Source organism: Ensifer sp. 4252 (genome assembly GCF_050434565.1).
Lineage (GTDB): Bacteria > Pseudomonadota > Alphaproteobacteria > Rhizobiales > Rhizobiaceae > Ensifer.
In genome coordinates this window covers 1,064,397-1,090,058 of record NZ_JBNDIU010000001.1, presented here as the reverse complement: position 1 = coordinate 1,090,058, position 25,662 = coordinate 1,064,397, and the positions used below count along the sequence as shown (strand labels likewise).

Annotated in this window: 25 protein-coding genes; 20 read left to right on the top strand and 5 right to left on the bottom strand. The window is 61.2% G+C overall.

What is annotated here, in order from left to right; translation table 11 throughout:
* Positions 1 to 182 precede the first annotated feature (182 nt).
* The 20 genes from ABIE33_RS05355 (at position 183) to visR (ending at position 21,084) form a co-directional block, all read left to right on the top strand.
* Positions 183 to 995 carry a DeoR/GlpR family DNA-binding transcription regulator gene (locus tag ABIE33_RS05355; protein ID WP_429122280.1) on the top strand — a complete coding sequence of 271 codons (813 nt, stop codon included), beginning with the start codon at positions 183 to 185 and terminating at the stop codon, positions 993 to 995.
* Positions 996 to 1,120: 125 nt separating this feature from the next.
* On the top strand, positions 1,121 to 2,110 hold the full coding sequence (rhaS, locus tag ABIE33_RS05350; RefSeq protein WP_429122277.1) for a rhamnose ABC transporter substrate-binding protein: 990 nt from the start codon (positions 1,121 to 1,123) through the stop codon (positions 2,108 to 2,110).
* 250 nt (positions 2,111 to 2,360) lie between these two features.
* On the top strand, positions 2,361 to 3,857 hold the full coding sequence (locus tag ABIE33_RS05345; protein WP_429123107.1) for a sugar ABC transporter ATP-binding protein: 1,497 nt from the start codon (positions 2,361 to 2,363) through the stop codon (positions 3,855 to 3,857).
* Complete coding sequence (locus ABIE33_RS05340) at positions 3,854 to 4,834, top strand: ABC transporter permease (protein WP_429122274.1); 981 nt, start codon at positions 3,854 to 3,856, stop codon at positions 4,832 to 4,834. The genes ABIE33_RS05345 and ABIE33_RS05340 overlap by 4 nt, the downstream gene beginning before the upstream one ends.
* On the top strand, positions 4,834 to 5,838 hold the full coding sequence (locus tag ABIE33_RS05335; RefSeq protein ID WP_429122271.1) for an ABC transporter permease: 1,005 nt from the start codon (positions 4,834 to 4,836) through the stop codon (positions 5,836 to 5,838). The genes ABIE33_RS05340 and ABIE33_RS05335 overlap by 1 nt, the downstream gene beginning before the upstream one ends.
* A 7-nt stretch (positions 5,839 to 5,845) precedes the next feature.
* Positions 5,846 to 6,160, top strand: coding sequence for an L-rhamnose mutarotase (locus ABIE33_RS05330; protein ID WP_429122268.1), 315 nt, complete (start codon positions 5,846 to 5,848; stop codon positions 6,158 to 6,160).
* A gap of 4 nt (positions 6,161 to 6,164) precedes the next feature.
* On the top strand, positions 6,165 to 7,562 hold the full coding sequence (locus tag ABIE33_RS05325; RefSeq protein ID WP_429122266.1) for an FGGY-family carbohydrate kinase: 1,398 nt from the start codon (positions 6,165 to 6,167) through the stop codon (positions 7,560 to 7,562).
* A gap of 695 nt (positions 7,563 to 8,257) precedes the next feature.
* Entirely contained in the window at positions 8,258 to 9,877 is a 1,620-nt protein-coding gene (locus ABIE33_RS05320; protein ID WP_429122263.1) for a globin-coupled sensor protein, read from the top strand.
* 41 nt (positions 9,878 to 9,918) lie between these two features.
* On the top strand, positions 9,919 to 10,212 hold the full coding sequence (locus ABIE33_RS05315; RefSeq protein ID WP_429122260.1) for an STAS domain-containing protein: 294 nt from the start codon (positions 9,919 to 9,921) through the stop codon (positions 10,210 to 10,212).
* Positions 10,213 to 10,215: 3 nt separating this feature from the next.
* The gene (locus ABIE33_RS05310) at positions 10,216 to 10,581 is read left to right on the top strand and encodes a response regulator (protein ID WP_025425897.1); all 366 of its coding nucleotides are present in this window, start codon (positions 10,216 to 10,218) and stop codon (positions 10,579 to 10,581) included.
* A 19-nt stretch (positions 10,582 to 10,600) separates the two neighbouring features.
* Positions 10,601 to 12,886, top strand: coding sequence for a chemotaxis protein CheA (locus ABIE33_RS05305; RefSeq protein WP_429122257.1), 2,286 nt, complete (start codon positions 10,601 to 10,603; stop codon positions 12,884 to 12,886).
* A gap of 5 nt (positions 12,887 to 12,891) precedes the next feature.
* Positions 12,892 to 13,362: a chemotaxis protein CheW gene (locus tag ABIE33_RS05300; protein WP_429122254.1), complete on the top strand. Its 471-nt coding sequence runs from the start codon at positions 12,892 to 12,894 to the stop codon at positions 13,360 to 13,362.
* Positions 13,359 to 14,267, top strand: coding sequence for a protein-glutamate O-methyltransferase CheR (gene cheR, locus ABIE33_RS05295; protein ID WP_429122252.1), 909 nt, complete (start codon positions 13,359 to 13,361; stop codon positions 14,265 to 14,267). The genes ABIE33_RS05300 and cheR overlap by 4 nt, the downstream gene beginning before the upstream one ends.
* Positions 14,264 to 15,322 carry a protein-glutamate methylesterase/protein-glutamine glutaminase gene (locus ABIE33_RS05290; RefSeq protein WP_429122249.1) on the top strand — a complete coding sequence of 353 codons (1,059 nt, stop codon included), beginning with the start codon at positions 14,264 to 14,266 and terminating at the stop codon, positions 15,320 to 15,322. The genes cheR and ABIE33_RS05290 overlap by 4 nt, the downstream gene beginning before the upstream one ends.
* Positions 15,322 to 15,711, top strand: coding sequence for a response regulator (locus ABIE33_RS05285; RefSeq protein ID WP_025425902.1), 390 nt, complete (start codon positions 15,322 to 15,324; stop codon positions 15,709 to 15,711). The genes ABIE33_RS05290 and ABIE33_RS05285 overlap by 1 nt, the downstream gene beginning before the upstream one ends.
* The gene (gene cheD / locus ABIE33_RS05280) at positions 15,708 to 16,262 is read left to right on the top strand and encodes a chemoreceptor glutamine deamidase CheD (RefSeq protein ID WP_053250482.1); all 555 of its coding nucleotides are present in this window, start codon (positions 15,708 to 15,710) and stop codon (positions 16,260 to 16,262) included. The genes ABIE33_RS05285 and cheD overlap by 4 nt, the downstream gene beginning before the upstream one ends.
* Before the next feature lie 74 nt (positions 16,263 to 16,336).
* Positions 16,337 to 16,729: a chemotaxis protein CheT gene (cheT, locus tag ABIE33_RS05275; RefSeq protein WP_429122246.1), complete on the top strand. Its 393-nt coding sequence runs from the start codon at positions 16,337 to 16,339 to the stop codon at positions 16,727 to 16,729.
* 349 nt (positions 16,730 to 17,078) lie between these two features.
* Positions 17,079 to 18,755 (top strand): flagellar basal-body MS-ring/collar protein FliF, encoded by a 1,677-nt coding sequence (gene fliF, locus ABIE33_RS05270; protein WP_429122243.1) that lies wholly within the window; start codon positions 17,079 to 17,081, stop codon positions 18,753 to 18,755.
* Positions 18,756 to 19,590: 835 nt separating this feature from the next.
* Positions 19,591 to 20,331 carry a transcriptional regulator VisN gene (gene visN, locus ABIE33_RS05265; RefSeq protein WP_429122240.1) on the top strand — a complete coding sequence of 247 codons (741 nt, stop codon included), beginning with the start codon at positions 19,591 to 19,593 and terminating at the stop codon, positions 20,329 to 20,331.
* Positions 20,332 to 20,343: 12 nt separating this feature from the next.
* Positions 20,344 to 21,084 (top strand): transcriptional regulator VisR, encoded by a 741-nt coding sequence (gene visR, locus ABIE33_RS05260; protein WP_429122237.1) that lies wholly within the window; start codon positions 20,344 to 20,346, stop codon positions 21,082 to 21,084.
* Positions 21,085 to 21,198: 114 nt separating this feature from the next.
* Here visR and ABIE33_RS05255 read toward each other — a convergent pair whose 3' ends face one another.
* The 5 genes from ABIE33_RS05255 to ABIE33_RS05235 form a co-directional block, all read right to left on the bottom strand.
* Positions 21,199 to 21,639 (bottom strand): hypothetical protein, encoded by a 441-nt coding sequence (locus ABIE33_RS05255; protein WP_025425908.1) that lies wholly within the window; start codon positions 21,637 to 21,639, stop codon positions 21,199 to 21,201.
* A 5-nt stretch (positions 21,640 to 21,644) separates the two neighbouring features.
* A complete protein-coding gene (gene flhB / locus ABIE33_RS05250; RefSeq protein WP_429122234.1) occupies positions 21,645 to 22,724 on the bottom strand; it encodes a flagellar biosynthesis protein FlhB in 1,080 nt (359 codons plus the stop codon).
* A 235-nt stretch (positions 22,725 to 22,959) separates the two neighbouring features.
* Entirely contained in the window at positions 22,960 to 23,991 is a 1,032-nt protein-coding gene (gene fliG, locus ABIE33_RS05245; protein ID WP_025425910.1) for a flagellar motor switch protein FliG, read from the bottom strand.
* A gap of 29 nt (positions 23,992 to 24,020) precedes the next feature.
* Complete coding sequence (fliN, locus tag ABIE33_RS05240; RefSeq protein WP_429122230.1) at positions 24,021 to 24,650, bottom strand: flagellar motor switch protein FliN; 630 nt, start codon at positions 24,648 to 24,650, stop codon at positions 24,021 to 24,023.
* Between the two features lie 60 nt (positions 24,651 to 24,710).
* Positions 24,711 to 25,658 carry a FliM/FliN family flagellar motor switch protein gene (locus ABIE33_RS05235; RefSeq protein ID WP_429122228.1) on the bottom strand — a complete coding sequence of 316 codons (948 nt, stop codon included), beginning with the start codon at positions 25,656 to 25,658 and terminating at the stop codon, positions 24,711 to 24,713.
* Between the last annotated feature and the right edge of the window lie 4 nt (positions 25,659 to 25,662).

Here is a 25,662-nt window from a genome sequence, read left to right as displayed (position 1 = left end):
TTGCCTCGCGGCTTGGCGGCCGCGTGGAGATGTGGTTGGCATCAGATCACATGCGCCGAGAGTCATTGTCAATCAAAAACGATCAAATTCACGCATATCGCACTGCACAATGAAAAAATATGATTGATTGTGATTGACAATGTTTGGTCGTGATGGAAGCATGCACATTATCGGAGGAACGGATGCACGAGAAAGAAAGACATCGGATCATTCTGTCGGCGGTTCAGGAAAAGCCCGTTGTTACGGTGCCGGAACTGGTCGATCTGACCGATAGTTCCGAGGCGACGATCCGGCGCGATATCGCGGCGCTCCACGTGCAGAAGCGGCTGCGGCGCGTGCGCGGTGGCGCGGAGGCGATCAATCCGCCACAATTCGTCGGGCTCGCCGGCCGGCCGTTCAAGGTCAATGAAGGGCTGCATGCCCGCGAGAAGCAGGCGATCGCCAAGGAGGCGGTGGCGCTGTGCGAAGACGGCGAACCGATCATCGTCAATGGCGGCACAACGACCTTTCAGATGGTGCACTTTCTCACCAACCGCCGGATGCAGGTCTTCACCAACTCGTTTCCGATTGCCGAGCATCTGCTCAAACATTCGAAGAACACGGTGATGCTGTCGGGCGGCACGATCTACCGCGAGCAGAACATTATCTTAAGCCCCTTCGATAACGACGTGACGCGCAATTTCTATGCGCGGCGCATGTTCATGGGCGCCCAGGGGCTTGGTCCTCTCGGCCTGATGGAAGCGGATCCACTGCTGATCCAGGCCGAGCAGAAGTTGATCGATCAGGCTGACGAACTCGTCGTGCTGGTCGACTCGTCGAAATTTCACAAGCGCTCCAGCCTCATCCTGTGCGGATTGAAGCGGATCGCCACGGTGATCACGGATTCGGGCATCGAGGACAGGCATGCCGCGATGCTCGAAAATGCCGGCGTGCGATTGGTGATCGCCAATGCCAGGTCCGGCACTGACGCAGAGAATGCATCCTCGACCGCTTGAGACGGCCGAGGGGAGGGGAAGGATCGGCACCGGTCGGAAAAGACCGGGCCGGTTTCGCTTGGAGAAGGTCAGTACCGGACGATGCGGTCATCCCGATCGCGTTCCGGTCCATGGGAGGAGTGGAAATGAAGATCCTGAAATCATTGATGGTCACGGCCGCCGTTTCATTGGCGCTGATGGCCAGCACTGCGCATGCGGAAAACAAGAAGATCGCCCTGGTCGTCAAGGCGCTCGGCATTGGCTTCTTCGAGGCTGCCAACAAGGGCGCACAGGAAGCCGCCAAGGAACTGGGTGACGTCGAGGTGATCTACACCGGTCCGACGACAACGACCGCCGAAGGCCAGATCGAGGTGATCAATTCGCTGATCGCCCAGAAGGTCGACGCCATCGCGGTGTCGGCCAATGACACCGACGCCCTTGTCCCGGCGCTGAAGAAGGCGATGGATCGCGGCATCAAGGTCATCTCCTGGGATTCCGGCGTTGCCAAGGACGGTCGCCTGATGCACCTGAACCCGTCTTCGAGCCCGCTGATCGGCAACATGATCATCAAGCTCGCCGCCGATAATCTGCCGGACGGCGGCGATGTCGCCGTGCTTTCAGCTTCGGCGACAGCCACGAACCAGAACACCTGGATCGAGGAAATGAAGAAGGTTCAGGGCAACTACAAGGGCATCAATGTCGTCGCGACCGTTTACGGCGATGATCTGGCCGACAAGTCCTACCGCGAAACGCAAGGGCTCATTCAGTCCCATCCGAATCTGAAGGCGATCATCGCGCCGACGTCGGTCGGTATTGTCGCGGCGGCACAGGCCGTCACCGATGCCGGCAAGATCGGCCAGATCAATGTCACAGGCCTCGGCCTTCCCTCGGAGATGGCCGGCCACGTGAAGTCGGGCGCATCCAAGTCCTTCGCGATCTGGAACCCGATCGATCTCGGCTATTCCGCGACGATGATCGCCTATGATCTGGTCAACGGTGCCGAAGCCAAGCCCGGTGCGGAGCTGAAGATGGGCCGCATGGGCGCCGTCAAGCTCGACGACAACAACGAAGGCGCCATGGCCGACCCGTTCGTCTACGACGCCTCGAACGTCGAAGAGTTCGCGAAGATCTTCTGATCGGCGAGGGGCATTGCCCCTCATCCGGCCTGCCGGCCACCTTCTCCCCGCAAGCGGGGAGAAGGGAACACGCGGCGATGCTTCGTTCATCACGAACGCCGTTCGACCGGCTACACGCCAACAGACCCCCTCTCCCCGCGAGCGGGGAGAGGGTTGGGGTGAGGGGCCATTTTGCAGACTGCGGTGCGCTCGGTGTGAGGCACACAAATCAGGCGGACGGAACTTGCTGCAGGATACGATGACATCGCGGCTGAAGCCCGCCATCGCGCTCGAGGGGATTTCCAAGTCCTTTCCCGGCGTCAAGGCATTGTCCGACGTTTCGCTGTCGCTCTATCCCGGCTCCGTGACCGCGCTGGTCGGCGAGAACGGCGCCGGCAAGTCGACCCTCGTCAAAATCCTGACCGGTATCTACCAGCCGGACGGCGGCAGCATTCGTGTCGCGGATGCGGAAACCACCTTCCCGACCGCCCTTTCTGCTGCAAGGGCCGGCGTGACCGCCATTCACCAGGAAACCGTCCTGTTCGACGAACTGTCCGTCGCCGAAAACATCTTCCTTGGCCATGCACCGCGCAATCGTTTCGGCCTGATCGACTGGAAGAAACTCAACGTGGACGCGCGCGCGCTCTTACATCGCGCCGGTGCCGATTTCGATCCGACGATCCGGCTGCGCGACCTCGGCATTGCCAAGAAGCATCTGGTGGCGATCGCGCGGGCGCTGTCCGTCGATGCCCGCGTCGTCATCATGGACGAACCGACGGCGGCGCTGTCGCACAAGGAAATTCACGAACTCTATGCACTTGTCGAACGGCTGAAGGCAGACGGCAAGGCGATCCTCTTCATCAGCCACAAGTTCGACGAGATCTTCCGTATCGCCGATCGCTATACCGTCTTTCGCGATGGAACGATGGTCGGCGAGGGGCTGATCGCCGATGTCGCCCAAGACGATCTGGTGCGCATGATGGTCGGCCGCGCCGTCGGCTCGGTCTATCCGAAGAAGGACGTTGTCATCGGCGAGCCTGTCCTCACCGTCTCCGGCTATCGCCACCCCACCGAGTTCGAGGATATCAACTTCGAACTGAGGCGCGGCGAAATCCTTGGCTTCTACGGGCTGGTCGGCGCCGGCCGCTCCGAATTCATGCAGTCGCTGATCGGCATCACCCGCCCGTCGGCAGGCGCCATCAGGCTCGACGGCGAGATCCTGGTGATCCGCAGCCCGTCGGAGGCGATCAGGAGTGGCATCGTCTATGTGCCGGAGGAGCGTGGCCGTCAGGGCGCGATCATCGGTCTGCCGATCTTCCAGAACGTGACGCTGCCGTCGCTGTCGCGCACCTCGCGCTCCGGCTTCCTCAAACTTGCCAACGAGTTCGCGCTTGCGCGGGAATATACATCGAGGCTTGATCTGCGTGCAGCCTCGCTCGATCAGGATGTCGGCACGCTTTCCGGTGGCAATCAGCAGAAAGTGGTCATCGCCAAGTGGCTGGCGACCAAGCCGAAGGTGATCATCCTCGACGAGCCGACCAAGGGCATCGACATCGGCTCCAAGGCGGCGGTTCACGCCTTCATGAGCGAACTGGCCGCCCAGGGCCTCAGCGTCATCATGGTCTCGTCGGAGATCCCTGAGATCATGGGCATGTCGGATCGCGTCATCGTCATGCGCGAGGGTCGCATCGCCGGCCGCTTCGACCGTGCGGAACTGACGGCGGAAAAGCTGGTGCGCGCTGCCGCCGGCATTGCGGAGGCCGCATGATGGCAAAGCTCCTGAAAAACCGTGAACTGCTACTTGTCGGCGCGATCCTGGTGCTGATCGCGCTTATCGCCTGGCGCTTCCCGCCCTTCATCGCGCCCGCCAATCTGGCGCGGGTCTATAACGATACCTCTATCCTGATCATCCTGGCGCTCGGCCAGATGGCCGTGATCCTGACGCGCTGCATCGATCTTTCGATGGCGGCGAACCTGGCGCTTTCCGGCATGGTTGCGGCGATGCTGAACGCGGCGTTTCCCGGCCTGCCGATCCCGGTCATCATTCTGTCGGCGATGGCGCTCGGCGCGATCCTCGGCATGATCAACGGCGCGCTTGTCTGGAAACTCGACATTCCTCCGATCGTCGTCACGCTCGGCACCCTGACCATCTACCGCGGCCTGATCTTCCTCCTGACCAACGGCAAGTGGATCAATGCCCACCAGATGAGCGATGCCTTCAAGAGCTTTCCACGCACTGATCTGGCCGGCATTCCGGTGCTTTCGTGGCTCTCCGTCGTCATGGTGGCTGCGATTTTCCTGGTGATCAGCCGCACACCGCTCGGGCGCGCCTTCTTCGCCGTTGGCGGCAATCCGCATGCGGCTGTCTACACCGGCATCGATGTCGGCCGGACCCGCTTCTTTGCCTACTGCCTCTCGGGCACGCTCGCCGGCCTGTCCGGCTATCTCTGGGTGTCGCGCTATGCCGTTGCCTATGTCGATATCGCTGCCGGCTTCGAACTCGACATCATTGCCGCCTGCGTCATCGGCGGCATCTCGATTGCCGGCGGCATCGGCTCGGTGCCCGGAGCGGTGCTCGGTGCATTGTTCCTCGGCGTCATCAAGAACGCGCTGCCGGTCATCAACATCTCGCCCTTCGCCCAGATGGCGATCTCCGGCATGGTCATCATCACAGCCGTTGCCGTCAATGCCCGTGCCGAACGACGCAAGGGCCGCGTCATCCTCAAAAAGGCGGAGGCTGTCTGATGGCCGAAACGCATCTCTCCCCCCGCAACATTCCCGATCGTCTGGAAGGGCGTGGCGCGCGCCTGCTGAAGAGCTGGGAAAGCCTGCTGCTCGTCGTTGCCTGCTTCATCTTTCTCGGCAATTCGCTGGCCTCGCCCTATTTCCTTGATCCGTGGAACCTCTCCGACGCCACTTTCAACTTCACGGAAAAGGCGATGATCGCCTTCGCCATGGCCTTGGTGATCATTTCGGGCGAGATCGACCTCTCGGTCGCCTCGATCATCGCGCTCGCCTCGACGGTGATGGGTTATGCCGTCCAGCTCGGGTTCGACACGCCGGCATTGGTGATTGTCGGGCTCTCGGTCGGGCTGCTTTGCGGCGTCGTCAACGGCCTGCTGATCACCGGCCTCGGCCTGCCGTCGATCGTCGTCACCATCGGCACCATGAGCCTGTTTCGTGGCCTCTCCTTCATCATTCTCGGCGATCAGGCCTTCACCGGCTATCCTGACAGCTTCTCCTGGTTCGGGCAGGGCTATGTCTGGTGGGTATTTTCCTTCGAGTTCACGCTGTTTGTCGCCCTTGCCGTGATTTATGGCGTGGTGCTGCACAAGACCAATTTCGGCCGTGCCGTCTACGCGATCGGCAACAACCAGACGGCAGCGCTGTTCTCCGGCATCCGCGTCGGCCGCGTGAAGTTCACGCTGTTCTTGCTCACCGGCCTGATGGCCGGGCTTGCCTCGATCTGCCTGACTTCGCGCCTCGGCTCCACCCGCCCGTCGATCGCGCTCGGCTGGGAGCTGGAAGTCGTCACCATGGTGGTGCTTGGCGGCGTCAGCATTCTCGGCGGGTCCGGCACCATCCCGGGCGTCGTGCTTGCGGCCCTGATCATGGGCATGGTCACTTTCGGCTTCGGGCTGCTGAACGTGCCGGGCATCGTCATGTCGATCTTCATCGGCTTGCTGTTGATCTCGGTGATCGCCCTGCCCATCCTGTGGCGACGCGCCCGACGCCGTCTTGCTCACTGAGGTTTCCATGGAAAAATACGCCTTCCGCATGCGGCTCAATCCGGGAATGGCCGGCGAATATACCGCGCGCCACGATGCGATCTGGCCGGAACTCGTGACCCTGTTGAAGGAGGCCGGCGTCTCGGACTACTCCATCCATCTCGACGAGGAGAACAATCTGCTCTTCGGCGTTCTCTGGCGAACGGCCGATCACGGCATGGCTGATCTGCCCTCCCATCCTGTCATGCAGAAGTGGTGGGCCCATATGGCCGATATCATGGAAACCCGTGGTGATAACGAGCCGGTCGCCGTGCCGCTCAAAACTGTCTTTCACATGAGCTGACCCGATGCGGATCGTGGGCGTCATCGACATCGGCAAGACCAATGCCAAGGTCGCAGCTGTTGATCTCGATCGTTTCGAAGAGATTGCCGTGCGCAAGACTGCAAACGGTGTCGTCGAAGGCGACCCCTATCCGCATTTCGATGTCGAGCGTCTCTGGGCCTTCGTGCTCGATAGCCTGAGGGCGCTCCATGCCGACCATCCCTTGCAAGCGATCTCGATCACCACCCACGGCGCAACCGCGGTCGTTCTCGACGAAGCCGGTGGGCTTGCCTTGCCGGTGCTCGACTATGAATTCGGCGGGCCGGATACCTGCGCCGAGGCGTATGGAGCCGTACGTCCCCCCTTTGCCGAAACCGGTTCGGCGCGCCTACCGATGGGGCTGAATGTCGGCGCGCAACTGTTCTGGCAGCAGCAAACCTTTCCGGAGGCTTTCGCCAAGGTCGCGACGATCCTGACCTATGCGCAATACTGGACCTTCCGGTTGACCGGCGTTCGCGTCAACGAACTGACGTCGCTCGGCTGCCACACCGATCTCTGGAATCCGAATGCGGGTACCTTTTCGACGCTGGTGGACAGCCAGGGCTGGCGCCCTCTGTTTGCGCCGGTCCGCAAGGCGAGCGCTATCGTCGGCGCCCTGCTGCCGGATCTTTGTGCGGCCACCTGCATCCCGAGCGGCACGCCAGTTTATTGCGGCATCCACGATTCCAACGCCTCGCTGCTTCCACACCTTCTGACCCGGAAGGCACCTTTCTCGGTCGTATCAACAGGCACCTGGGTCGTGATGCTGGCGGTCGGCGGCGCCAAGGTGGCGCTCGATGAACATCGCGACACGCTGATCAACGTCAACGCGCTCGGCGACCCGGTTCCTTCGGCGCGCTTCATGGGCGGTCGCGCCTTCTCGCTGTTGCTCGGCGATGGCGCGACGTCCGCCTCGTTCGAAGACGAGGAAGCGGTCATCGCGGCGGGGCACATGCTGTTGCCCTCGCTTCCCGAGGGCTCGGGACCTTACCCTTCGGCCAGGGCCTGCTGGACGATGGATGAAAAAGCGCTGACGACGGGCGGCAAGGCCGCTGCCGTATCCTTCCATCTGGCCTTGATGACGGCGACATGCCTCGATCTCATCGGTGCGCGAGGGGATATCGTGGTCGAGGGGCCGTTTGCTGCAAACGCCGCCTATTTGCGCATGCTTCAGGCGGCAACGGCGCGCCCGGTCCTTGCCGACAGCCACAACGTAACCGGCACCAGCCTCGGGGCTGCAAGTCTTGTCGACGGCCGTCACGTGCGAACCGGCGTGCAGGCCTTCGCCGGCCCCGTACCTCAGAGCTTTGTGCGCTATGCGGAAAACTGGCGGGCGCTAACGAAACGCCATGTGCAACAGGGCAATGGCGACCAGCAACGGTGAGGTATAAGGCAGTAACGGCGCTGCAGGAAATGGGCGTTTGACGTCGATGACGCGCGTCTTGCCGCTCAGAAAACCGAACTGCGGTTCGCCGAACGGTTATGCTCGAGATTGAGCACGATGGATACGGCCATCATTGTCAGGATTGCTGTGAGAGCGGCGCCAATTCCAAGAACAATCATTGTTCGTTTCCCGTCAGCGCATCGTCATGATGTCGCTTTGCTTGCTGCAAAGGTTTCTTTCGCGCGATCCGCGCCCACTTCACTTTCGCTTCGATACGCGAGCGCAAGTCGAAGTACAATTCTAAACTCTTGTGAGTGAAAACCTGTGGAAATTCGCGGCCAATAGTGCGGCATTGTTGCACTGCAAAAACAGCGCCAGAAATCGCCCCGCGAATTTTAGTGAATCCGGTTACAGGCCATCAACCGTTAACCTTCAAGCAAGGAATTAACCATAAACATTGTCCCACACGTCGGAATGGGAAAAATTCACAGTCTCCTCAAGGCATGATGCCGCCCCGCCGTACCGGTTTAGGTCCGGTATCGATTCTTCACCGAATTTACTTGCGGGATGGACGATAGCAGACGCCCAAGCGGCGGGGGCTGATCTCATCGATGTGGCGTGCACGTCCGGTGGACCGTGGACCGTCCTGATCCTCCCCTGGCAAATTCCGAGCATGCAAAGCCGGGGATTTAGCGTTGAGGCAGGAAGCATCGTCAGAACAGGCAAGGAAGGGCCAGGCAGGCAGTCTGCTGGAGCGCTTGCGCTTTGCCGGGCTCGACGACGAGAGCTGTTCCCGCGTCCGCGATGCCAGGCAGAAACTTTCCCCCCGTATCGACGCAGCACTTCGCGATCTCTTCCAGCGCCTGCAGAGCTATCCTGACGCGGCCCGCCATTTCGACAACGACCGGCAGCTCGATCGCCTCCAGGACATCCAATCTTCCCACTGGAACGTACTGACCGATGCGCGCTTTGACGGCCTCTATGCCGAGCGCGTCAAGGTGCTTGCCGATACTTCGAACCGCATGGGCCTCGACCCGCGCTGGCAGATGGCAAGCCATGCGGTCGTGCTTGAACACTTGGTGGTCGGCCTTATCGAAGAGGCCTGGCCGAAGTCCTTCCTGCCGATGGGCAGGGGGCGCCGCAAGGAACTGTGCGATCTGGTCGCGGCACTCGTCCGCACCGTCTTCGTCGACATCGAGATCGGCGTCTCGCTTCGCTTCAACGCCCTTCGTCAGCAGCATCAGCGTCAGCTCGCCGACCAGCACAGCGCCGACGAGCAGGCGGTAACGACTCTTTTCGGCGATTTCGCCAAGGGCTTGAACGAGGGCGACCTCGGCGTGCGTCTGTCGGAGAGCGCCCCGGATGCCTACCAGCCGATCGTTGCCAGCCTGAATGCGGCACTCGACACGATCCAGCAGAGCCTGCAGTCCGCCGACCAGCGCGGCCAGGCGGCGGAGACCTTCATTGGCCGTCTGCGCGACGGCGCGGCCGCCTTTTCCGACAAGGCGTCAGCCGAAGCCGATTCCCTCACTGGCCAGATTGCAGCACTTTCCGACATGACTGCGCGCATGGCCACGGGCTCGAGTCGCATCAGCGCCACCGAAGCAAAGGCCAACGAGACAAGGGTTGCCGTCGAGCGCAGCGGCGAGATTGCCGGCCAGGCAATCTCCGCCATGGCCGATATCGAGGCGTCGGCCGAAAAGATTGGCCAGATCATCGGTGTCATCGACGAGATCGCCTTCCAGACCAACCTCCTGGCGCTGAATGCCGGCATCGAGGCTGCCAGGGCTGGCGACAGCGGCCGCGGCTTTGCCGTCGTCGCGCAGGAAGTGCGCGCGCTTGCGCAGCGCTCCGGCGAGGCGGCACGTGAAATCAAGCAGCTGGTGACCGGCACCAAGGCGCAGGTCGAGACCGGCGTCGAGATCGTCGGCCGCACGCAGGATGCGATCAGCAGCATCGTCCAGCAGGTCACATCGATCAATGCTGCCGTCTCCGGCATCGCCCGCGAGGCGGAACAGCAGGTCGGCGACCTCAAGGGTGTTGCATCCGACATCGGGGCGATTTCGCAGGCCGTACAGGCAAGTGCCGCGATGGCGGGCGAGACCGTCCGGTCTTCCGACGATCTACACAATGTCATCGTCGAGCTCGGCGAGACCATCCGCCGGTTCCGTATCGAACGCCGCGCGGCTTCGCCAACACCGACCGCCAGCCCGGGACGCAGCCTCGCGGCTCCCCTGGCCACGGTCGATTATGACGTGGCGACACCGTTGTTCGATGACGGTCCGCAACGTCAGTTCGCCGGTTGGCAACGCTGATCCCAGGGGCACTCAAGAGTTCGCAGTCGAGGAAAACAGGAATGGCCAGCAAGAAGACCGCTCAAAAGACGCTCAGCCTCGCTCCGGTGTTGGACCTGAACGAAGCGACGTCGCTGCATGAGAAGCTTTTGGGCCTGAAGGGCAGCAATCTCGTGATTGATGCCTCGGCGGTCGAGCGGGTGGGAACGCTTTGCGTTCAGGTGTTGATGGCAGGCGCCAGGACTTGGGAAGAGGATCATTTGTCTTTCACCTTCAGCAAGGTGTCGGACGCTTTCGAGAAAACGACACAGCTCATCGGGGTCGATATCGATCACCTGATGGCAAAGGAGATTTGAAGAATGAAAAAGCGAGTTCTGACAGTCGACGACTCCCGGACGATCCGGAACATGCTTCTGGTCACGCTGAACAATGCCGGCTTCGAAACGATCCAGGCAGAAGACGGCGTCGAGGGCCTTGAGGTTCTCGAAGAAGCCAACCCCGATGTCATCGTCACCGACATCAACATGCCGCGTCTCGACGGCTTCGGCTTCATCGAAGGCGTGCGCAAGAACGACCGCTACCGCGCCATTCCGATCCTGGTCCTGACCACGGAAAGCGATGCCGAAAAGAAGAACCGCGCCCGTCAGGCCGGTGCGACCGGCTGGATCGTCAAGCCGTTCGACCCGACGAAACTGATTGATGCAATCGAGCGCGTAACGGCCTGAAGTCCGAGGATAGCCTCCAATGGATATGAACGAAATCAAAGAGATCTTCTTTCAGGAGTGCGAGGAACAACTCGCCGAACTGGAATCGGGTCTTCTGAAGCTCAATGACGGCGACCGCGATCCGGAAACGGTCAATGCTGTGTTTCGCGCCGTGCACTCGATCAAGGGTGGTGCTGGCGCTTTCGGGCTCGACGACCTCGTCTCCTTCGCCCACGTGTTCGAGACGACACTTGATTGCGTTCGCTCCAACAGGCTCGACCCCGGTCCTGAGGTTCTGAAGGTAATGCTGAAGTCGGCCGACGTTCTGGCCGACCTGACGAACGCTGCCCGCGATGGCGGCAGCGTCGATGAGGCCCGCAGCCGCCAGCTGATCAAGGAACTCGAAGCGCTTGCCAACGGCGAAGTGCTTCAGGTGTCGGCTGCTCCCGAGCCGGTCGCCAAGGCCGCGCCGGTGGTTGCTGCCCCCGTTGCCAACGACGAAGGCTTCCAGCCGGTGGCGTTCTCCTTCGATGATTTCGAGGCGGACGAGCCGGTAATGGAGCTGCCCACCTACGAGATCGTCTTCAAGCCCAAATCGGATCTCTATGCCAAGGGCAACGAGGCAACGCTGCTTCTGCGCGACCTCTCCCGCCTTGGCGAGATGAGCATCCATTGCGACATGGACGCGCTCCCGGCGCTCGATCGCCTGAGCCCGGAATCCGCTTACTTCTCCTGGAAGATCTCGCTGAAAACCGACAAGGGTGAGGACGCGATCCGCACCGTGTTCGAATTCGCCGAGTGGGATTGCGACCTCGAGGTTTCGCTGGTTGCTGGCGATGCAGGCGTTCCCGGCGAGGAGCTGCCGATGCAGCCCGTACCGTTCGACCTGTCGATCCTTGATGACGAGCCGGCCGTGTCGGTCGGCGTGGTCGAGGAAGAAGAGCAGCTGGCAGCCCGCCAGGAAATCCGCGACGCGGCGGTCTCCGCTGCAGCCACAGCCAGCAACGTGCTGCAGATGGCCCAGGCGGCCGCCCGCGCACCCGCTGAAAAGTCGGCCGGCGCTGCGGCAAGCGCTGCTGCCCAATCTGCAGCCGCACAGCAGGCAGCCGCATCCGCCGCGACACCGACGATCCGTGTCGATCTCGATCGCGTCGACCGGCTGATCAACCTCGTCGGCGAGCTCGTGATCAACCAGGCGATGCTGTCGCAGAGCGTGGTCGAAAACGACGCCAACGGCACCTCGTCGATCAACATGGGTCTCGAAGAGCTGCAGCAGCTCACCCGTGAGATCCAGGATTCGGTGATGGCGATCCGCGCGCAGCCGGTAAAGCCGGTGTTCCAGCGCATGTCGCGCATCGTTCGCGAAATCGCCGACATGACAGGCAAGTCGGTCCGCCTCATCACCGAAGGTGAAAACACCGAAGTCGACAAGACGGTCATCGACAAGCTGGCCGAACCGCTGACCCACATGATCCGCAACGCGGTCGATCATGGCCTCGAAACGCCGGAGAAGCGACTTGCCGCCGGCAAGAGCGCCGAAGGCACCGTGCGCCTGACGGCAAAGCATCGCTCGGGCCGTATCGTCATCGAGCTTGCCGATGACGGCGCCGGCATCAACCGCGAGAAGGTGCGCCAGAAGGCAATCGACAACGATCTGATCGCCGCCGACGCCAATCTCTCCGACGAAGAGATCGACAACCTGATCTTCCATGCCGGCTTCTCCACCGCCGACAAGATCTCCGACATTTCCGGCCGCGGCGTCGGCATGGACGTAGTTAAGCGCTCGATCCAGGCGCTTGGTGGTCGCATCAACATCTCGTCGAAGCCCGGCCACGGCTCGGTCTTCACCATGAGCCTGCCGCTGACGCTTGCCGTGCTTGACGGCATGGTGGTCACGGTCGCCAACCAGACGCTGGTGGTGCCGCTGACGGCAATCGTCGAGACCCTGCAACCGGAAGCCGCCGCAATCCATTCCTTCGGCTCCAACCAGCGGCTGATCTCGATCCGCAACTCCTTCTGCCCGCTTGTCGATGTCGGTCGCATCCTCAACTTCCGCGCCAGCCAGGCAAACCCGGTCGAAGGGGTGGCGCTACTGGTGGAATCCGAAGGTGGGGGCCAGCGCGCACTCATGGTCGACGCCATCCAGGGCCAACGCCAGGTCGTCATCAAGAGCCTCGAGGCCAACTACACCCACGTGCCGGGTATCGCTGCCGCGACCATTCTCGGCGACGGTCGGGTGGCGCTCATCCTCGATGTCGACACGATCGTGGCAGCTTCGCGTGGCCAGTCGCTGAAGCCTGAAATGTCTCTCGCCGCCGCTGGATGAATGTGATGACCTATGCCGCAAAGAATCTGACCACGGACGGACGAGAGCTGATCGCTTTCCGCGTCGGCGATCAGGAGTTCTGCGTGAACGTGATGTCCGTGCGCGAAATTCGCGGATGGACACCGGCGACTGCGATGCCGCATGCGCCGTCCTACATGCTCGGCATCATCAATCTGCGCGGTGCGGTACTGCCGATCGTCGATCTCTCGGCACGCCTCGGCATGAAGCCGGCCGAGCCGACGGTCCGCCATGTCATCATCGTCGCCCAGGTGAAGAACCAGGTGGTCGGCCTGCTCGTCGACGCCGTCTCCGACATCCTGACGATCACCGACGACAAAATCCAGCCGACGCCGGATGTCATCTCGTCCGAATTCGAAAGGAGCTTCGCCCGCGGCGTGCTCGCGATCGAAGGCCGGCTGATCTGCCTGATAGAACTCGAATCCGTCTTCCCGCAGGAAGAAAGGGAAGCAGCATGAGAAACCAGGCCATTCTGGAACAGAAGCAGTCACCCGACGAATGCCTGGCAAGCGGTGAGTATCCGCTGACGCGCCGCGATCTCAGCGAAATCGCAGCGATGATCTATGCCGACGCCGGCATCTACCTCAACGAGACCAAGGCATCGCTCGTCTATTCCCGGCTGTCGAAGCACATCCGCAACCTCGGTCTCAAGGGCTTTCGCGACTACTGCCAGCTGGTCTCCTCGCCGTCAGGTGCTGCCGCCCGCCGCGACATGCTTTCGCATCTGACGACGAACTTCACCCGCTTCTTTCGAGAGAACCACCATTTTGAACATCTGAAGACCGAGGTTCTGCCGGAGCTGATTGCCCGCGCCAAGGCCGGTGGGCGCGTGCGCATCTGGTCTGCCGCCTGCTCGGACGGGCAGGAGCCCTATTCGATCGCGTTGACGGTGCTGTCGCTGCTGCCGAATGCGGCCGATTATGACTTCCGCATTCTCGCGACCGATATCGACCCGAAGATCCTGGCGCTGGCACGGGCCGGCGCCTATGACGCCACCGCGCTCGAGACGGTCAATCCGGCCATGCGGAAGCAATGGTTCGACGAGGTCAATGCCGGCGGCCGCTTCAAGTGGCAGATCGACGATCGCGTCAAGCGGCTCATCACCTTCAACGAACTGAACCTGATGGCGCAATGGCCGTTCAAGGGACCGTTCGACGTCATCTTCTGCCGCAACGTCGTGATCTATTTCGACGAGCCGACGCAGATGAAGATCTGGTCGCGCTTTGCCGGCATGCTCGGCACCAACGGCCATCTTTACATCGGTCATTCCGAGCGCGTGTCGGGCGACGCCAAGTCGCAGTTCGACAACATCGGCATCACCACCTACCGCCATACCGGAAAGTTTCATGGAGGACGGGTATGACTGCACCCGCTCGCGTTCTCGTCGTCGATGACTCGGCCACCATGCGTGGTCTGATCACGGCCGTTCTCAATTCCGATCCCGGCGTCACCGTCGTTGGCCAGGCGGCCGATGCGATGGAAGCGCGCCAGGCGATCAAGCAGCTCGATCCTGATGTCGTCACCCTCGACATCGAGATGCCGAACATGAACGGCCTCGAATTCCTCGACAAGATCATGCGCCTGCGCCCGATGCCGGTCATCATGGTTTCGACGCTGACGCACAAAGGTGCCGAGGCGACAATCGCCGCGCTTGAAATCGGCGCGTTCGACTGCGTCGGAAAGCCGCTTCCGGGGGATCCCAATCCTTTTGCCGGTCTCGTCGACAAGGTAAAGGCGGCCGCCCGGTCGCAGCGCAAGTTCATCATCACCGGCAACAAGGCGGCCGCACCCACGGCGGCCAATGTCAATGGTGCTTCGGAATACCGCGCCGGGCGCAAGATCATCGCGATTGGTGCGTCGACCGGCGGCGTCGAGGCGCTGATCACCGTGTTGCAGAAGTTCCCGGCGAACTGCCCGCCGACGGTAATCACGCAGCACATGCCGCACACTTTCACCAAAAGCTTTGCCGAGCGGCTCAATCGCCTGTGCGCACCGGCGGTGCAGGAAGCAACCGATGGCGCGCGCCTGGAAATCGGCAAGGTCTACCTGGCGCCGGGCGGCGAGCGTCACCTGCAGGTCTCCAATCCGACGGCACCTTGCTGCCGTCTGGTCGATCGCGATCCGGTCAACGGCCACCGTCCTTCGGTTGACGTGCTGTTCGATTCGGTCGCCGAACTTGCCGGTCGCAATGCGATCGGCGTCATCCTGACTGGCATGGGCCGCGACGGCGCATCCGGTCTCCTGAAAATGCGGCATGCCGGGGCAAAGACCTTCGGCCAAAACGAAAAGACATGTGTCGTCTACGGCATGCCGAGAGTTGCCTATGAATTGGGTGCCGTCGAAACGCAGCTCCCCCTTGGTTCCATCGGGGAAGAGATACTGAAGACAGCGGCGCTCCGGAAGGAAGGAAGCGAATAATGTCCATCGCCGAAAAAATAAAAGTTCTGATCGTCGACGATCAGGTCACGAGCCGCCTGCTTCTGGGCGACGCCTTGCAGCAGCTGGGCTTCAAGCAGATCACCGCCGCCGGTGACGGGGAACAGGGCATGAAGATCATGGCCCAGAACCCGCATCACCTCGTCATCTCCGACTTCAACATGCCGAAGATGGACGGCCTCGGCCTGCTCCAGGCGGTGCGGTCCAACCCGGCCACCAAGAAGGCGGCGTTCATCATTCTGACGGCGCAGGGTGACCGCGCACTGGTCCAGAAGGCGGCCGCACTCGGAGCCAACAACGTGCTGGCCAAGCCGTTCACCATCGAAAAGATGAAGGCCGCGATCGAAGCCGTATTTGGGGCATTGAAATGAACATGGAAGCCGTTGGCAAGCGCGTGCATGTCATCCAGGGCGAGTACAAGGTCTTCAACGATCCCAATGTGGTGTTGTCGACCATTCTCGGTTCCTGCGTGGCCGCGTGCATGCGCGATCCCGTGGTCGGAGTCGGCGGCATGAATCATTTCCTGCTGCCGGGATCGGCGTCGTCGCCCGCTTCCGGTGGCGACGCTACCCGCTATGGGGTCCATCTCATGGAACTCTTGATCAACGGCCTGTTGAAACAGGGTGCCCGCCGCGATCGGCTCGAGGCCAAGATCTTCGGCGGCGCCAAGACCATTGCGCGGTTCTCGAATGTCGGCGAGCAGAATGCCGCCTTTGCCCGGCAGTTCCTGCTCGACGAAGGCATCCGCATCGTCGGCGAGAGCACGGGCGGTGAACACGGCCGCAAGCTCGAATACTGGCCGTCGTCGGGCCGCGCCCGTCAGTACGCACTGACAGGGGTGGAAACCCAGCGCACGGTCCAGCTGGAAGAGCGCCCGGTGGTGGCACCGCGTCCGGTCGAGAGCTCCATCGAATTCTTCTGATCCTGCGGGGGGCTTGCTCCGCAGGCAAACCATGCGCCTGCACTATCGCTAGAAAAACCACGTGAGAACCGACAATGCAGACTGACTACCAGGGCCACATGCCGCACGTGGAAGAATCGCTGCCTGAAGTGTTGATGCGCGTCGTCACCGAACTTCACGACGTCGCCTATCTCATCGAGCGGATCGAGCCGCAGCTGCTCGGCGCGCGCGGCGCCTCGGCACTGGGCAATCCCGACGACATGATGGTGCTGCAGGGCATCGATCTGGCCGTGCAGAAGACCCGGGGTCTTGCCGAATTCATCGACACGGTCACGGCGGCGATCCCCGAGACCTGCCTCGTCGACGTGACCACGGCCGTCAATCTGGTCAAGCTCGCCGACATGAAGAAGGCGCTGGGCAACGGCATGCTGCGTCACGGTCATTCGCAGCCGCTGACCAAGTCAGCGGGCGACTTCGAGGCGTTCTAAAGCCTTTCCAGGAAGGTGCGAAGCGGGTTTCCGTCAGGGAAGACGTGAAGCAAAGAGAGCGCTTCCGCAACCCCGTTTAAGATGGAGGCGCTCTAGCCTTGGGGCTGCATCGACGTCGGTGTAGCCAGATTTCTCTACAGTTATATCCCCCGATTTCCCCGAGACTGTCGGCGAAAGCCAAGTTCGCGCAAGTTTCGTTTCCTACGGTCCCGATCGGGGCTGATGGATTCGCGTGTATTGGAAGTCGTTACGGGGCGCGCGAAACCCAGAAAACCAAATGTTGGAACTGCGCAGGGCGCTCGTCGGATGACCGGCTCGAATGTCCTGCGATACTGGGTGCGGAAACAGAATGAGTCTGTTGAATCAATTTTCGATGTTCACGAAGAACCTCGCCAGTCTGGGGCAAGGCAAGCTGATAGCGCTGGCAGCCGCCGGCATTATCGCTGTCGGCATGGTTCTGGGGGCCGGTATCTACGTCAACAGGCCATCGTTCGAGACGCTCTATGTCGGGCTCGAGCGAAGCGACGTCACTCAGATCAGCATTGCGCTTGCCGAGGCCAACATCGACTTCAACGTCGGTGCGGATGGCGGCAGCATCCAGGTTCCGGTCGGCATGACCGGCAAGTCCCGCCTGCTGCTCGCCGAGCGCGGCCTGCCGAGCAGTGCCAATGCCGGCTACGAACTCTTCGACAATGTCGGCTCGCTCGGCCTGACCTCCTTCATGCAGGAAGTCACCCGGGTTCGCGCGCTTGAAGGCGAAATCGGACGCACCATCCAACAGATTTCCGGGATTGCCGCCGCCCGCGTCCACATCGTCATGCCGGAGCGCGGCAGCTTCCGTAAAGCAGACCAGAACCCGACCGCCTCGGTAATGATCCGCGCCAGCGCCACGGTCGGCCGCAGCGCGGCAGCGTCGATCCGCCACCTCGTTGCCTCGTCCGTACCGGGGCTCGACGTCGATGACGTCACCATTCTCGATTCGACCGGCCAGCTTCTCGCCTCGGGCGACGATCCGGCCAACAGTGCCCTCAACCAGTCGCTGGGCGTCGTTCAGAACGTCCAGACCGAGCTCGAGAAGAAGATCGATAACGCGCTCGCTCCATTCCTCGGCATGGACAACTTCCGCACCAGCGTCACGGCTCGCCTCAACACCGACACACAGCAGATTCAGGAGACGATGTTCGATCCGGAATCGCGTGTCGAGCGCTCCACCCGCGTGACCAAGGAAGAGCAGAAGTCCAGCCAGCAGCAGCCGGACAATGCCGCGACCGTTCAGCAGAACATTCCGCAGGCCGCCCCACGTGGCGGCGCCGGCCCGCAGTCGAACGACCAGGCCGAGAAAAAGGAAGAGCAGACCAACTACGAGATCAACAGCAAGACGATCGCCACCGTGAAGAACAGCTACACGGTTGAGCGCCTGTCGATTGCCGTGGTCGTCAATCGCGGTCGGATTGCGGCCATGGTCGGCGAGCCCGTCGATCAGGCGAAGATCGACGCGTACCTTCAGGAAATGCAGAAAATCGTATCGTCTGCCGCCGGCATCGACGCGAACCGTGGCGACGTCGTGACGCTGAACGCCATGGACTTCGTCGAGACGCAGTTGCTCGACCAGGCCGTCGCCGGTCCGGGCATCATGGAGACGCTGACGCGCAACCTTGGCGGCATCATCAATGCGCTCGCCTTCGTCGTCGTCGCCTTCCTGGTCGTCTGGATGGGCATGCGGCCGCTGGCTCGCCAGCTCGGCCTTGGTGGAAGCTCCGGCCAGCTCGCCAACGAATCCGCCGGTCTCGAACTGCCCGATTTCTCTCCTGCGACTGCAGGTGCCGGTGGCGCCCTCATGGACGGCTTCGGCTCCGACTTCGGCTTCGACAGCACCGACGATCTGCTCAACATGGGCGAAGACGCAGGCGCGTTCAACCGTCGCGTCAAGGAAGGACCGGAAAGGCGCCTTTCACGCATGGTCGAGATCAGCGAAGAGCGCGCCGCAAAGATCCTGCGCAAATGGGCTCTCGAGAAAGCCGCCTGATCACACAGAAATCGTCTGATATGACAAATCCCGCCGCTTCGGCGGGATTTTTCGTTTTCCAGGCGTTGCGGGTGCGGCGCGCTTGCCGTCATGTTCCGTACAAATATTGTGCGAGTCTCGGCGGTTGCCGGTATCGGCCGCTGAATCCGCGGCAAGAATCGTTGTGCCGTCGCCAGAGTCATGGGTGCGACCCGCGATTGTAATACTTTAACGAGATCTTAATTTTTAGATTCCGCCGTTGCCGCCCAGGTGCGGAAGGCGGGTCGGGTTACTGCGTCCGTTCCCGTCAATACATAGTTAAATTGGAATATAAATTGGATTAGTCGATAATAATTCGTAACGTATTCGAGTTTTATATATTGATAGACTGCAGTTGTGTGAGTGAACAATTGGTGCATTTTCGCAACAGACGTCGGTCGAAAGTAAAATTCGCCGCTATTCGAAGCTTCTTCTGACTCTGGTGAATGACGAAATTCGGGCTGGATTTGTGCTCAGCGACGTGCCCGGCGCTGCGCAAAATCGGTGCGGCAGCGGAGCAGGGACAATTAGAACGGCAAAACTCATTTAAATATCAACGCTATGTCAAAACAGGTGCTGCGCGATGCCGGGATCGGACAATGCTGAAGCAGCATCTGGACGAATCGTTTCATGAACGGGTGGTGAAGTAAATAGCGAGAAGATGGCGGTGGTTTTTTTTTAGGACGGATGTACATTTTTAACAGTTGATTCGCGTCCTGAATTGCGACTGGTGGTGATATTCGGCTTGGGCCGGCTGTTGGCGGCGACAGTGCAGCGCAGGTTCCAGGGCGGTGAATCCGGCACGGGGGCTGACATCATGGACATTTCGCAAGCAGACATAACTGTCTGGCCTTTGCCGACAGCGTCGGCACGCCTACGCGGCGGTGGGCTTACGCGTGACCAGTTGTTCAGGCGGCTGGGCGAGATGGCGGGGCGCGCCAATCTGGGAAGTGGGCTTGCGGCCCTGACCGAATATGTCGGCGCGAGCCATTATCTCCTGGCACGATACGATCTCTCGCAGGATAACGGGCTCGATTTCGTCGTCTGCTCGGATTGGCCATTCGACATCGTCAGACGCCTTTCGGGCATCGTCACGGGGCTTCACGCCAAGACGACCGAGCTTGAAAAATGCCTCTCGGTGCTGCAGCCAATGTTTTATTCGCTGCCCGACGACATCGACCTGCCACGCGGCATCAGCCGCGAATATTGCGCAGTCACCTTCAATGTCGGACGGCTGCGCTTCTCGTTGATGCTGCTCGTTCCCGAGGATGTGATCCTCTCGCAGGAGAGCTTGCGCGATGTGACGCTGCTTGCCGGATACCTCGCAAGCTTCACCACACGCGCCGAGGTGCGGCACGATCGCGACTTCGAGCTCACCGACCGTGAACTGGAATGCCTCTTCTGGATCGCCGAGGGCAAGACGAGCGAAGAGATCGCCGTCATTCTCGGGATCTCCCGCAACACGATCAACAACTACATCACCAGCGTCATGCGAAAAACGGCCACGCGAACCCGCTCCGAAGCGATCGCCTATGCCGTCCGAAACAACCTGGTTTGAGGGGCGAGACGAATGACCCATTTCCTCGCCAATGGACGCAGCGACGACGATCGCCACAGCCGCAGCGGCAGGGCGGCGCGCGCGGCGACCCTGATCACACGATTGCAGGCGATGCAGCGTCAGATCAACGCCAAGCATTTCGCCGTGCTGCGCCTCAACGGCAAGGGTATGGGCGCGGTGCGCAAGCTGACCTGCGTGCTCGACAACTGGGGCATCTCCTCGGAAGCGAACGCGCATGATCTCATCACTCAATACGGCGAGGAGTTGACGGCCCACCTCGACACATCGCTGCTGCCGGTGCTTTGGAACGGCTCGGGCGAACACCAGGCGGCCGAGATGTCCGATTTCGGACACTTCGCTCACCGTCTGAAAGGGCGCAAACTGCCCTATTCGGGCCTTGCCTTTCCCGTGCGGCTCGGTGCACAGGGCAATGGATATGTGGTCTTCGCCGGCAGCTATGTCGATGCGACGACCGAGCAGGTCGTCGATCTGCATGGCCGCAGCTGCACGATCATGACCGACCTTCTGGCGGCAGACGAGAAGCGCATGGTGCAGGCCGAGACGCTCAGCGATCGCGAAATCGCCTGCCTGCAGATGGCGGGCGACGGCCATATCAGTGAGGAGATCGCTGAACGGATGGGGCTCTCCGTCCACACGGTGAACGCCTATCTCGGGGCCGCCACGACCAAGCTCGATTCGGTCAACCGTATCCAGGCGATCGCCAAGGCTATTCGCCTCGGCTACATCAGCTGAAGATCGGGCGACCTGGAGCATTTCCAGGAAAAGTGCTAAGCGGTTTTCCGTCAGGAAATGCTTGGAAACAAAGAGATAGAGTGTTTCTGCGACTCCGTTTAGACCGGAAACGCTCTAGCATGCCAGAGGCAGTTCATAGGATTTGATGAACTTCGCTTCGGTCAGGCTCTTTGCAAGGAAGGCCGTGTTCTCGTCCGGATCCGCCGATGGGTTCTGGAACGTGATGTGGCTGATCTCGATGCCGGCGGTGTCGTTGCCGAGCGAGAGGCGCACATAAATGGTCACGCCGCGCGGTTTGAGCTCGAGATCGAGCACGATTTCCGGCTCGCTGTCCCAATCCAGATTGTAGTTTCCGCCGAGACCGAAATTGACCGTTCCGGGCAGGAAATAGAGCTCGGCGGCCGATTCAACGAGGTCAGCGAGGCTGGCATAGGATTCGAACCGCAGGAGAGCGATGAAATCCGCAGCGTCTATGAGACGCAATTCGGTCGCCACTGGGCGGATCGCTTCGGCTACTATCTGTTCCCGTCTCTCGGAGAATTCGCACTTTTTCATCGGCGTTACGTCATCCGTTTTGGTTGCGATTGCGCATGCACCCTGTGAATGAGTTCGGCAACTGCCTTGTAAAACACGGGTGGAATCACACTATCGACCGAGACTTGTGCAAACATGGAGCGTGCAAGCGGCGGATCCTCGAAGACGGGAATGCCGTTTTTCTCTGCAATCTCACGGATTTTCAGGGCAACGAGGTCCTGGCCAAGGGCAACGACCACCGGCGCGTCGCTTTCTTCGCGGACGTAACGGAGCGCAACGGCATAGTGGGTAGGGTTGGCGATCACCAGCGTCGCCCTTGGCACGGATGAAATCATGCGCTTGCGCGCCCGATCGCGCTGCATGGAGCGCAGGCGCGACTTGACGATCGGGTCGCCCTGCGACTGCTTCATCTCCTCCTTCACTTCCTGCTTGGTCATCATCAGTTCGGTGTACCAATGATGGCGCGACCAGAAGAGATCGGCGATCGCCAGAACGGCCGTGGCCAGCATGATGACGATCATCACCTGGTTGAGATCGGAGGTCATCGTCGAGAAGATCGTCACCGGGTCGGAGAACATCAGGTCGAGCGTCGCGAAGTAGTCGTTCCAGAGAACCAGCACGACGAGGATCGACACGACGATGATCTTGAACAGCGACTTTCCGAATTCCACCAGGCCCTGAACACCGAAAATGCGCTTCAGGCCTGCCATCGGCGAAATCCGGTTCATCTTCGGCTGGATGCGATCGAGCACAGGTCGGGGCAGGTTCTGAAAGATGGAAGAGCCGACGCCGAAGACGATGAGCAGCACGAAGACGGGAACGAGCAGTGCCGTCGATTTCCAGGCGAGGTGCGTCATCAACGCGACGACATCCGTGGCGTTATTCAGTCGCCAGGCTTCCGGCTGCTCGAAAATGTCCTTTAGCGCCGCGGCGACCGTGCCGGCACCGTCGGTCAGGAAGAACACGAAGAAGATGTAGATCGCCACCGTCGAGGCAAACGTGGTCGCTTCGCGGGAGAAGGGCACGTTACCCTTGTCGGCGGCGTCGGAGATCTTTTTCTCCGACGGGGACTCTGTTTTGCTGTCCTTATCCTGATCGTCCGACATGCGACAGGAAGTCTCCCGACCGGTTTCCACAAGCCAGCGCTGAGCTTGCGCTGCCTGTAGTGAACCCGGAAACCGAGGCAGACAAGGGCCTTGTCGGGGCAATCATGCAGGGTCAACAGGAAATGCGGGGCCGTCGATCCCGCCAAAAACAGAAACGCGGGCCCAGGGCCCGCGTTGTGGTTCTACGATCAGGCTTAGCGCCGGTCCTTAAAAGAATGCCCGGTGGCCGGATGGATCAGGCGGCCTGCGCTTCCTTTTCCTTCAGCTCCAGCTGGCCGCTTGCGGCAAGGCGGATTGCTTCCTGTGTGATCGAGCGGCGCGCAATGGCGATATCGCGCGGGTTGATGCCGGCATCGCCCATGGCAAGATCGGATTCGATCATGCGGCGCTGACGTGCGCCGATGGAGGCGAGAACCGATTCGCGCAGGTCCGAGGTCGAACCGCGTAGCGCCATGGTGATGATGTCGGTCGAGACATCGTTGAAGAGCTGAACGCGGCTGCGCTGCGGCATGTAGAGAACGTCGTCGAAGAGGAAGATCTTCGGGCGAACCTTCTTGGCCGATTCGGTGCTGAGAGATTCGAGCGAAGCGAGCAGCGTGTCGACCTGCGGCTTGTCGAGCTCGTTCATCACCTCGGCGATCTTGGTCGGGCCGGCGGAGTTGCGCTCGGCTTCCATCTCGCCGATCATTTCCATGACACGGTTCTCGATGATCGACGCAGCCTTGGGGCTCACGTCCTTCATGTTGACGGCGCGCTTCAGAATATCCGGCCGCTGCTCTTCGGAAAGCTGCAGCAATACCTTCGCGCCGAAGCTCGACGGCATCATCGACAGGACATAGGCAATGGTCTGCGGATGTTCCTTGGCCAGCTGCAGCGCGACCGCAACCGGGTCGCATTCCTGCAGCCGGTCCCAGATATTGGCTTCGTAGGACTGGAAGGTGGCGCGACGCCCGAGCAGGCCGTCGACTTCGTCCGGGGTCAGGCCTTCCTCGAGAATGCTCTCGATCGCCTTGGCATTGTCCATGAGGCCGGCGCCCTCGGTGAAGAGGTCTTCGAACTCGTTGACCAGCGCTTCCAGTTCGTGGGGAGGGATGGCCCGCAGCGACTGCGCCGAAGCGATGATCGCCTGCAGCTCGCTCTGGGTGAAGAACTTCAGCAGCTTTCCGGCGACGGTCTTGCCCATCGCCAGCAGAACGGCTGCTGCCTTGTCGGTCTGGTTGAGAGGCCTGGAAAGTGCCTGAGCCTCAAAACTTTCGAAATCCATCATGGATTCATCCCTCGCCCAATGATCGGGCTCTATGACTTCTTGCTGCCCTTGATCTCGATGAGCTTGACGCCGAACCGGGTGTCGTCGCCTTCGAGAACGGTAATTTCACCACGGCCGATGATCCGGCCGTTGACCATGATTTCGACCGGTTCGCCGATCCGCCGGTCGAGCGAAATCGTGGCGCCTTCGGTCAGGTTCATGAGACCGGATACCTGCATGCGGCTGGTGCCGAGAACGATCTGAACATCGATCGGAATGTCCATGATCAGGTCGAGATTGGCGGTCATGCCGCTGCCGGGCGGCGTGTCGATGGCGGTTTCACCGGCATCGAAGGCCGATGCGCCGAAATCGCTGGCGCCGAAGCTGCTGCCGCCGCCGAAATCGGTGGCGGCAGGTGTCTCCGACAGGTCGCTGCCAAAGGTGTCCGAGCCGAAGTCGCCGCCAAAGGCGCCAAGGCCATCGGCCGGAGCGTCGAAGTCGCCGCCGAATTCGGTGGTGCCACCGAGCGTGTCGACGCTGCCGAACTCAGCGCCGAAGCCAGCCGGCGTGTCGGTATCCTTCTTGAGAACACCGCGCAGATCGTCGATCGCCTGGTCGAGTTCCATGTCTCCGACAGCGACTGCGGCCTGTTCGTTGAGTGGTGCTTTCTTGGGTGCCATGTGCGAACTATTCCAGTTGAAGCTTGCCTCAGGCCTACTGCCTGTCGACGGCGAGCCGAATTAACTCATGATGTGGCGAAGGATGTCCTGTTCGGAGCCGTGGGTGTCCTTGACCCGCACGGTATATTTCGCACCCGATCGACCGAACTCGCAGACATAGAGGTCGCGGCCGTTGGCATTCACGTCGACGCGAACGTCCTGGGCATCGTGGAAGGGAATGACGTCGCCGGCCTGAAGGCGGCTGATCGTCTCGAGCGTCAGGCTTTCCAGCCGGATCCGCGCCTCGATGGTGACGGCGGAGCGACGAACCTGCTCCTCCATCTGTTCGGTCCATTCGGACTTCTGCTTGCGGTTCTGGCCGGCACCCTTTGGAAAGACGATCTGCGTCTTCAAGAGTACGCTTTGCGGCACGATGATCGAGAACGTCGACAAAACAGGGCCGAAGCCGATCGTCATGTCGATCGCCGCCGCATGAACGTCCTCGACCGCCGGGTCGGGCTTGCCGCGGGCGGCACTGTTATGTGCGCGGGCAACGATCGGCTCGAAGCCGCCAGACGCATTGACGGCGGTGCGCAGCACGTCGGCGATCTTCTCGAAGATCGGCTGCGCGACATCGATTTCGATCGGGGAAAGCGTGCGTGGCTGCGGCTCTTCGATATCGGTCGGTTCCGCGCCCAACAGCGCCTCGACCATAGTGATGATGATCGGGCTGTCGCAGCTGATCTGAAAGTCGGGGCACCAGTTGCGCAAGCAGATGTCGCTGATCAGCACGCCGTTGCCGAGCTCAGCGATCAGGCTGTTGCGCAGCCCGGTGCGGAAGCCCGCATAGCCGATGGCGATGTCGAGGCCGGTTTCCGCCTTGCAGATGTCCGGAAGGAATTCGCCGAACACCTGGCCGAGATCGAGCGCCACCCGGCCGATCGCGCGGTCGTCGCCGAGCGCGCCGGTCATGCGCGCCAGCAGTTTCCTATCGAAGGGATGGACGTTTGTGGTTGTTCCTGATGTCATCGGA

What these genes read in the sequence shown, in the direction of transcription:
- ABIE33_RS05355 (WP_429122280.1), top strand. Translation starts at nt 183, where the DNA reads ATGCACGAGAAAGAAAGACATCGGATCATTCTGTCGGCGGTTCAGGAA.
- rhaS (WP_429122277.1), top strand. Translation starts at nt 1,121, where the DNA reads ATGAAGATCCTGAAATCATTGATGGTCACGGCCGCCGTTTCATTGGCG.
- ABIE33_RS05340 (WP_429122274.1), top strand. Translation starts at nt 3,854, where the DNA reads ATGATGGCAAAGCTCCTGAAAAACCGTGAACTGCTACTTGTCGGCGCG.
- ABIE33_RS05335 (WP_429122271.1), top strand. Translation starts at nt 4,834, where the DNA reads ATGGCCGAAACGCATCTCTCCCCCCGCAACATTCCCGATCGTCTGGAA.
- ABIE33_RS05330 (WP_429122268.1), top strand. Translation starts at nt 5,846, where the DNA reads ATGGAAAAATACGCCTTCCGCATGCGGCTCAATCCGGGAATGGCCGGC.
- ABIE33_RS05325 (WP_429122266.1), top strand. Translation starts at nt 6,165, where the DNA reads ATGCGGATCGTGGGCGTCATCGACATCGGCAAGACCAATGCCAAGGTC.
- ABIE33_RS05315 (WP_429122260.1), top strand. Translation starts at nt 9,919, where the DNA reads ATGGCCAGCAAGAAGACCGCTCAAAAGACGCTCAGCCTCGCTCCGGTG.
- ABIE33_RS05310 (WP_025425897.1), top strand. Translation starts at nt 10,216, where the DNA reads ATGAAAAAGCGAGTTCTGACAGTCGACGACTCCCGGACGATCCGGAAC.
- ABIE33_RS05305 (WP_429122257.1), top strand. Translation starts at nt 10,601, where the DNA reads ATGGATATGAACGAAATCAAAGAGATCTTCTTTCAGGAGTGCGAGGAA.
- ABIE33_RS05300 (WP_429122254.1), top strand. Translation starts at nt 12,892, where the DNA reads ATGACCTATGCCGCAAAGAATCTGACCACGGACGGACGAGAGCTGATC.
- cheR (WP_429122252.1), top strand. Translation starts at nt 13,359, where the DNA reads ATGAGAAACCAGGCCATTCTGGAACAGAAGCAGTCACCCGACGAATGC.
- ABIE33_RS05290 (WP_429122249.1), top strand. Translation starts at nt 14,264, where the DNA reads ATGACTGCACCCGCTCGCGTTCTCGTCGTCGATGACTCGGCCACCATG.
- ABIE33_RS05285 (WP_025425902.1), top strand. Translation starts at nt 15,322, where the DNA reads ATGTCCATCGCCGAAAAAATAAAAGTTCTGATCGTCGACGATCAGGTC.
- cheD (WP_053250482.1), top strand. Translation starts at nt 15,708, where the DNA reads ATGAACATGGAAGCCGTTGGCAAGCGCGTGCATGTCATCCAGGGCGAG.
- cheT (WP_429122246.1), top strand. Translation starts at nt 16,337, where the DNA reads ATGCAGACTGACTACCAGGGCCACATGCCGCACGTGGAAGAATCGCTG.
- fliF (WP_429122243.1), top strand. Translation starts at nt 17,079, where the DNA reads ATGAGTCTGTTGAATCAATTTTCGATGTTCACGAAGAACCTCGCCAGT.
- visN (WP_429122240.1), top strand. Translation starts at nt 19,591, where the DNA reads ATGGACATTTCGCAAGCAGACATAACTGTCTGGCCTTTGCCGACAGCG.
- visR (WP_429122237.1), top strand. Translation starts at nt 20,344, where the DNA reads ATGACCCATTTCCTCGCCAATGGACGCAGCGACGACGATCGCCACAGC.
- ABIE33_RS05255 (WP_025425908.1), bottom strand. Translation starts at nt 21,639, where the DNA reads ATGAAAAAGTGCGAATTCTCCGAGAGACGGGAACAGATAGTAGCCGAA.
- flhB (WP_429122234.1), bottom strand. Translation starts at nt 22,724, where the DNA reads ATGTCGGACGATCAGGATAAGGACAGCAAAACAGAGTCCCCGTCGGAG.
- fliG (WP_025425910.1), bottom strand. Translation starts at nt 23,991, where the DNA reads ATGATGGATTTCGAAAGTTTTGAGGCTCAGGCACTTTCCAGGCCTCTC.
- fliN (WP_429122230.1), bottom strand. Translation starts at nt 24,650, where the DNA reads ATGGCACCCAAGAAAGCACCACTCAACGAACAGGCCGCAGTCGCTGTC.
- ABIE33_RS05235 (WP_429122228.1), bottom strand. Translation starts at nt 25,658, where the DNA reads ATGACATCAGGAACAACCACAAACGTCCATCCCTTCGATAGGAAACTG.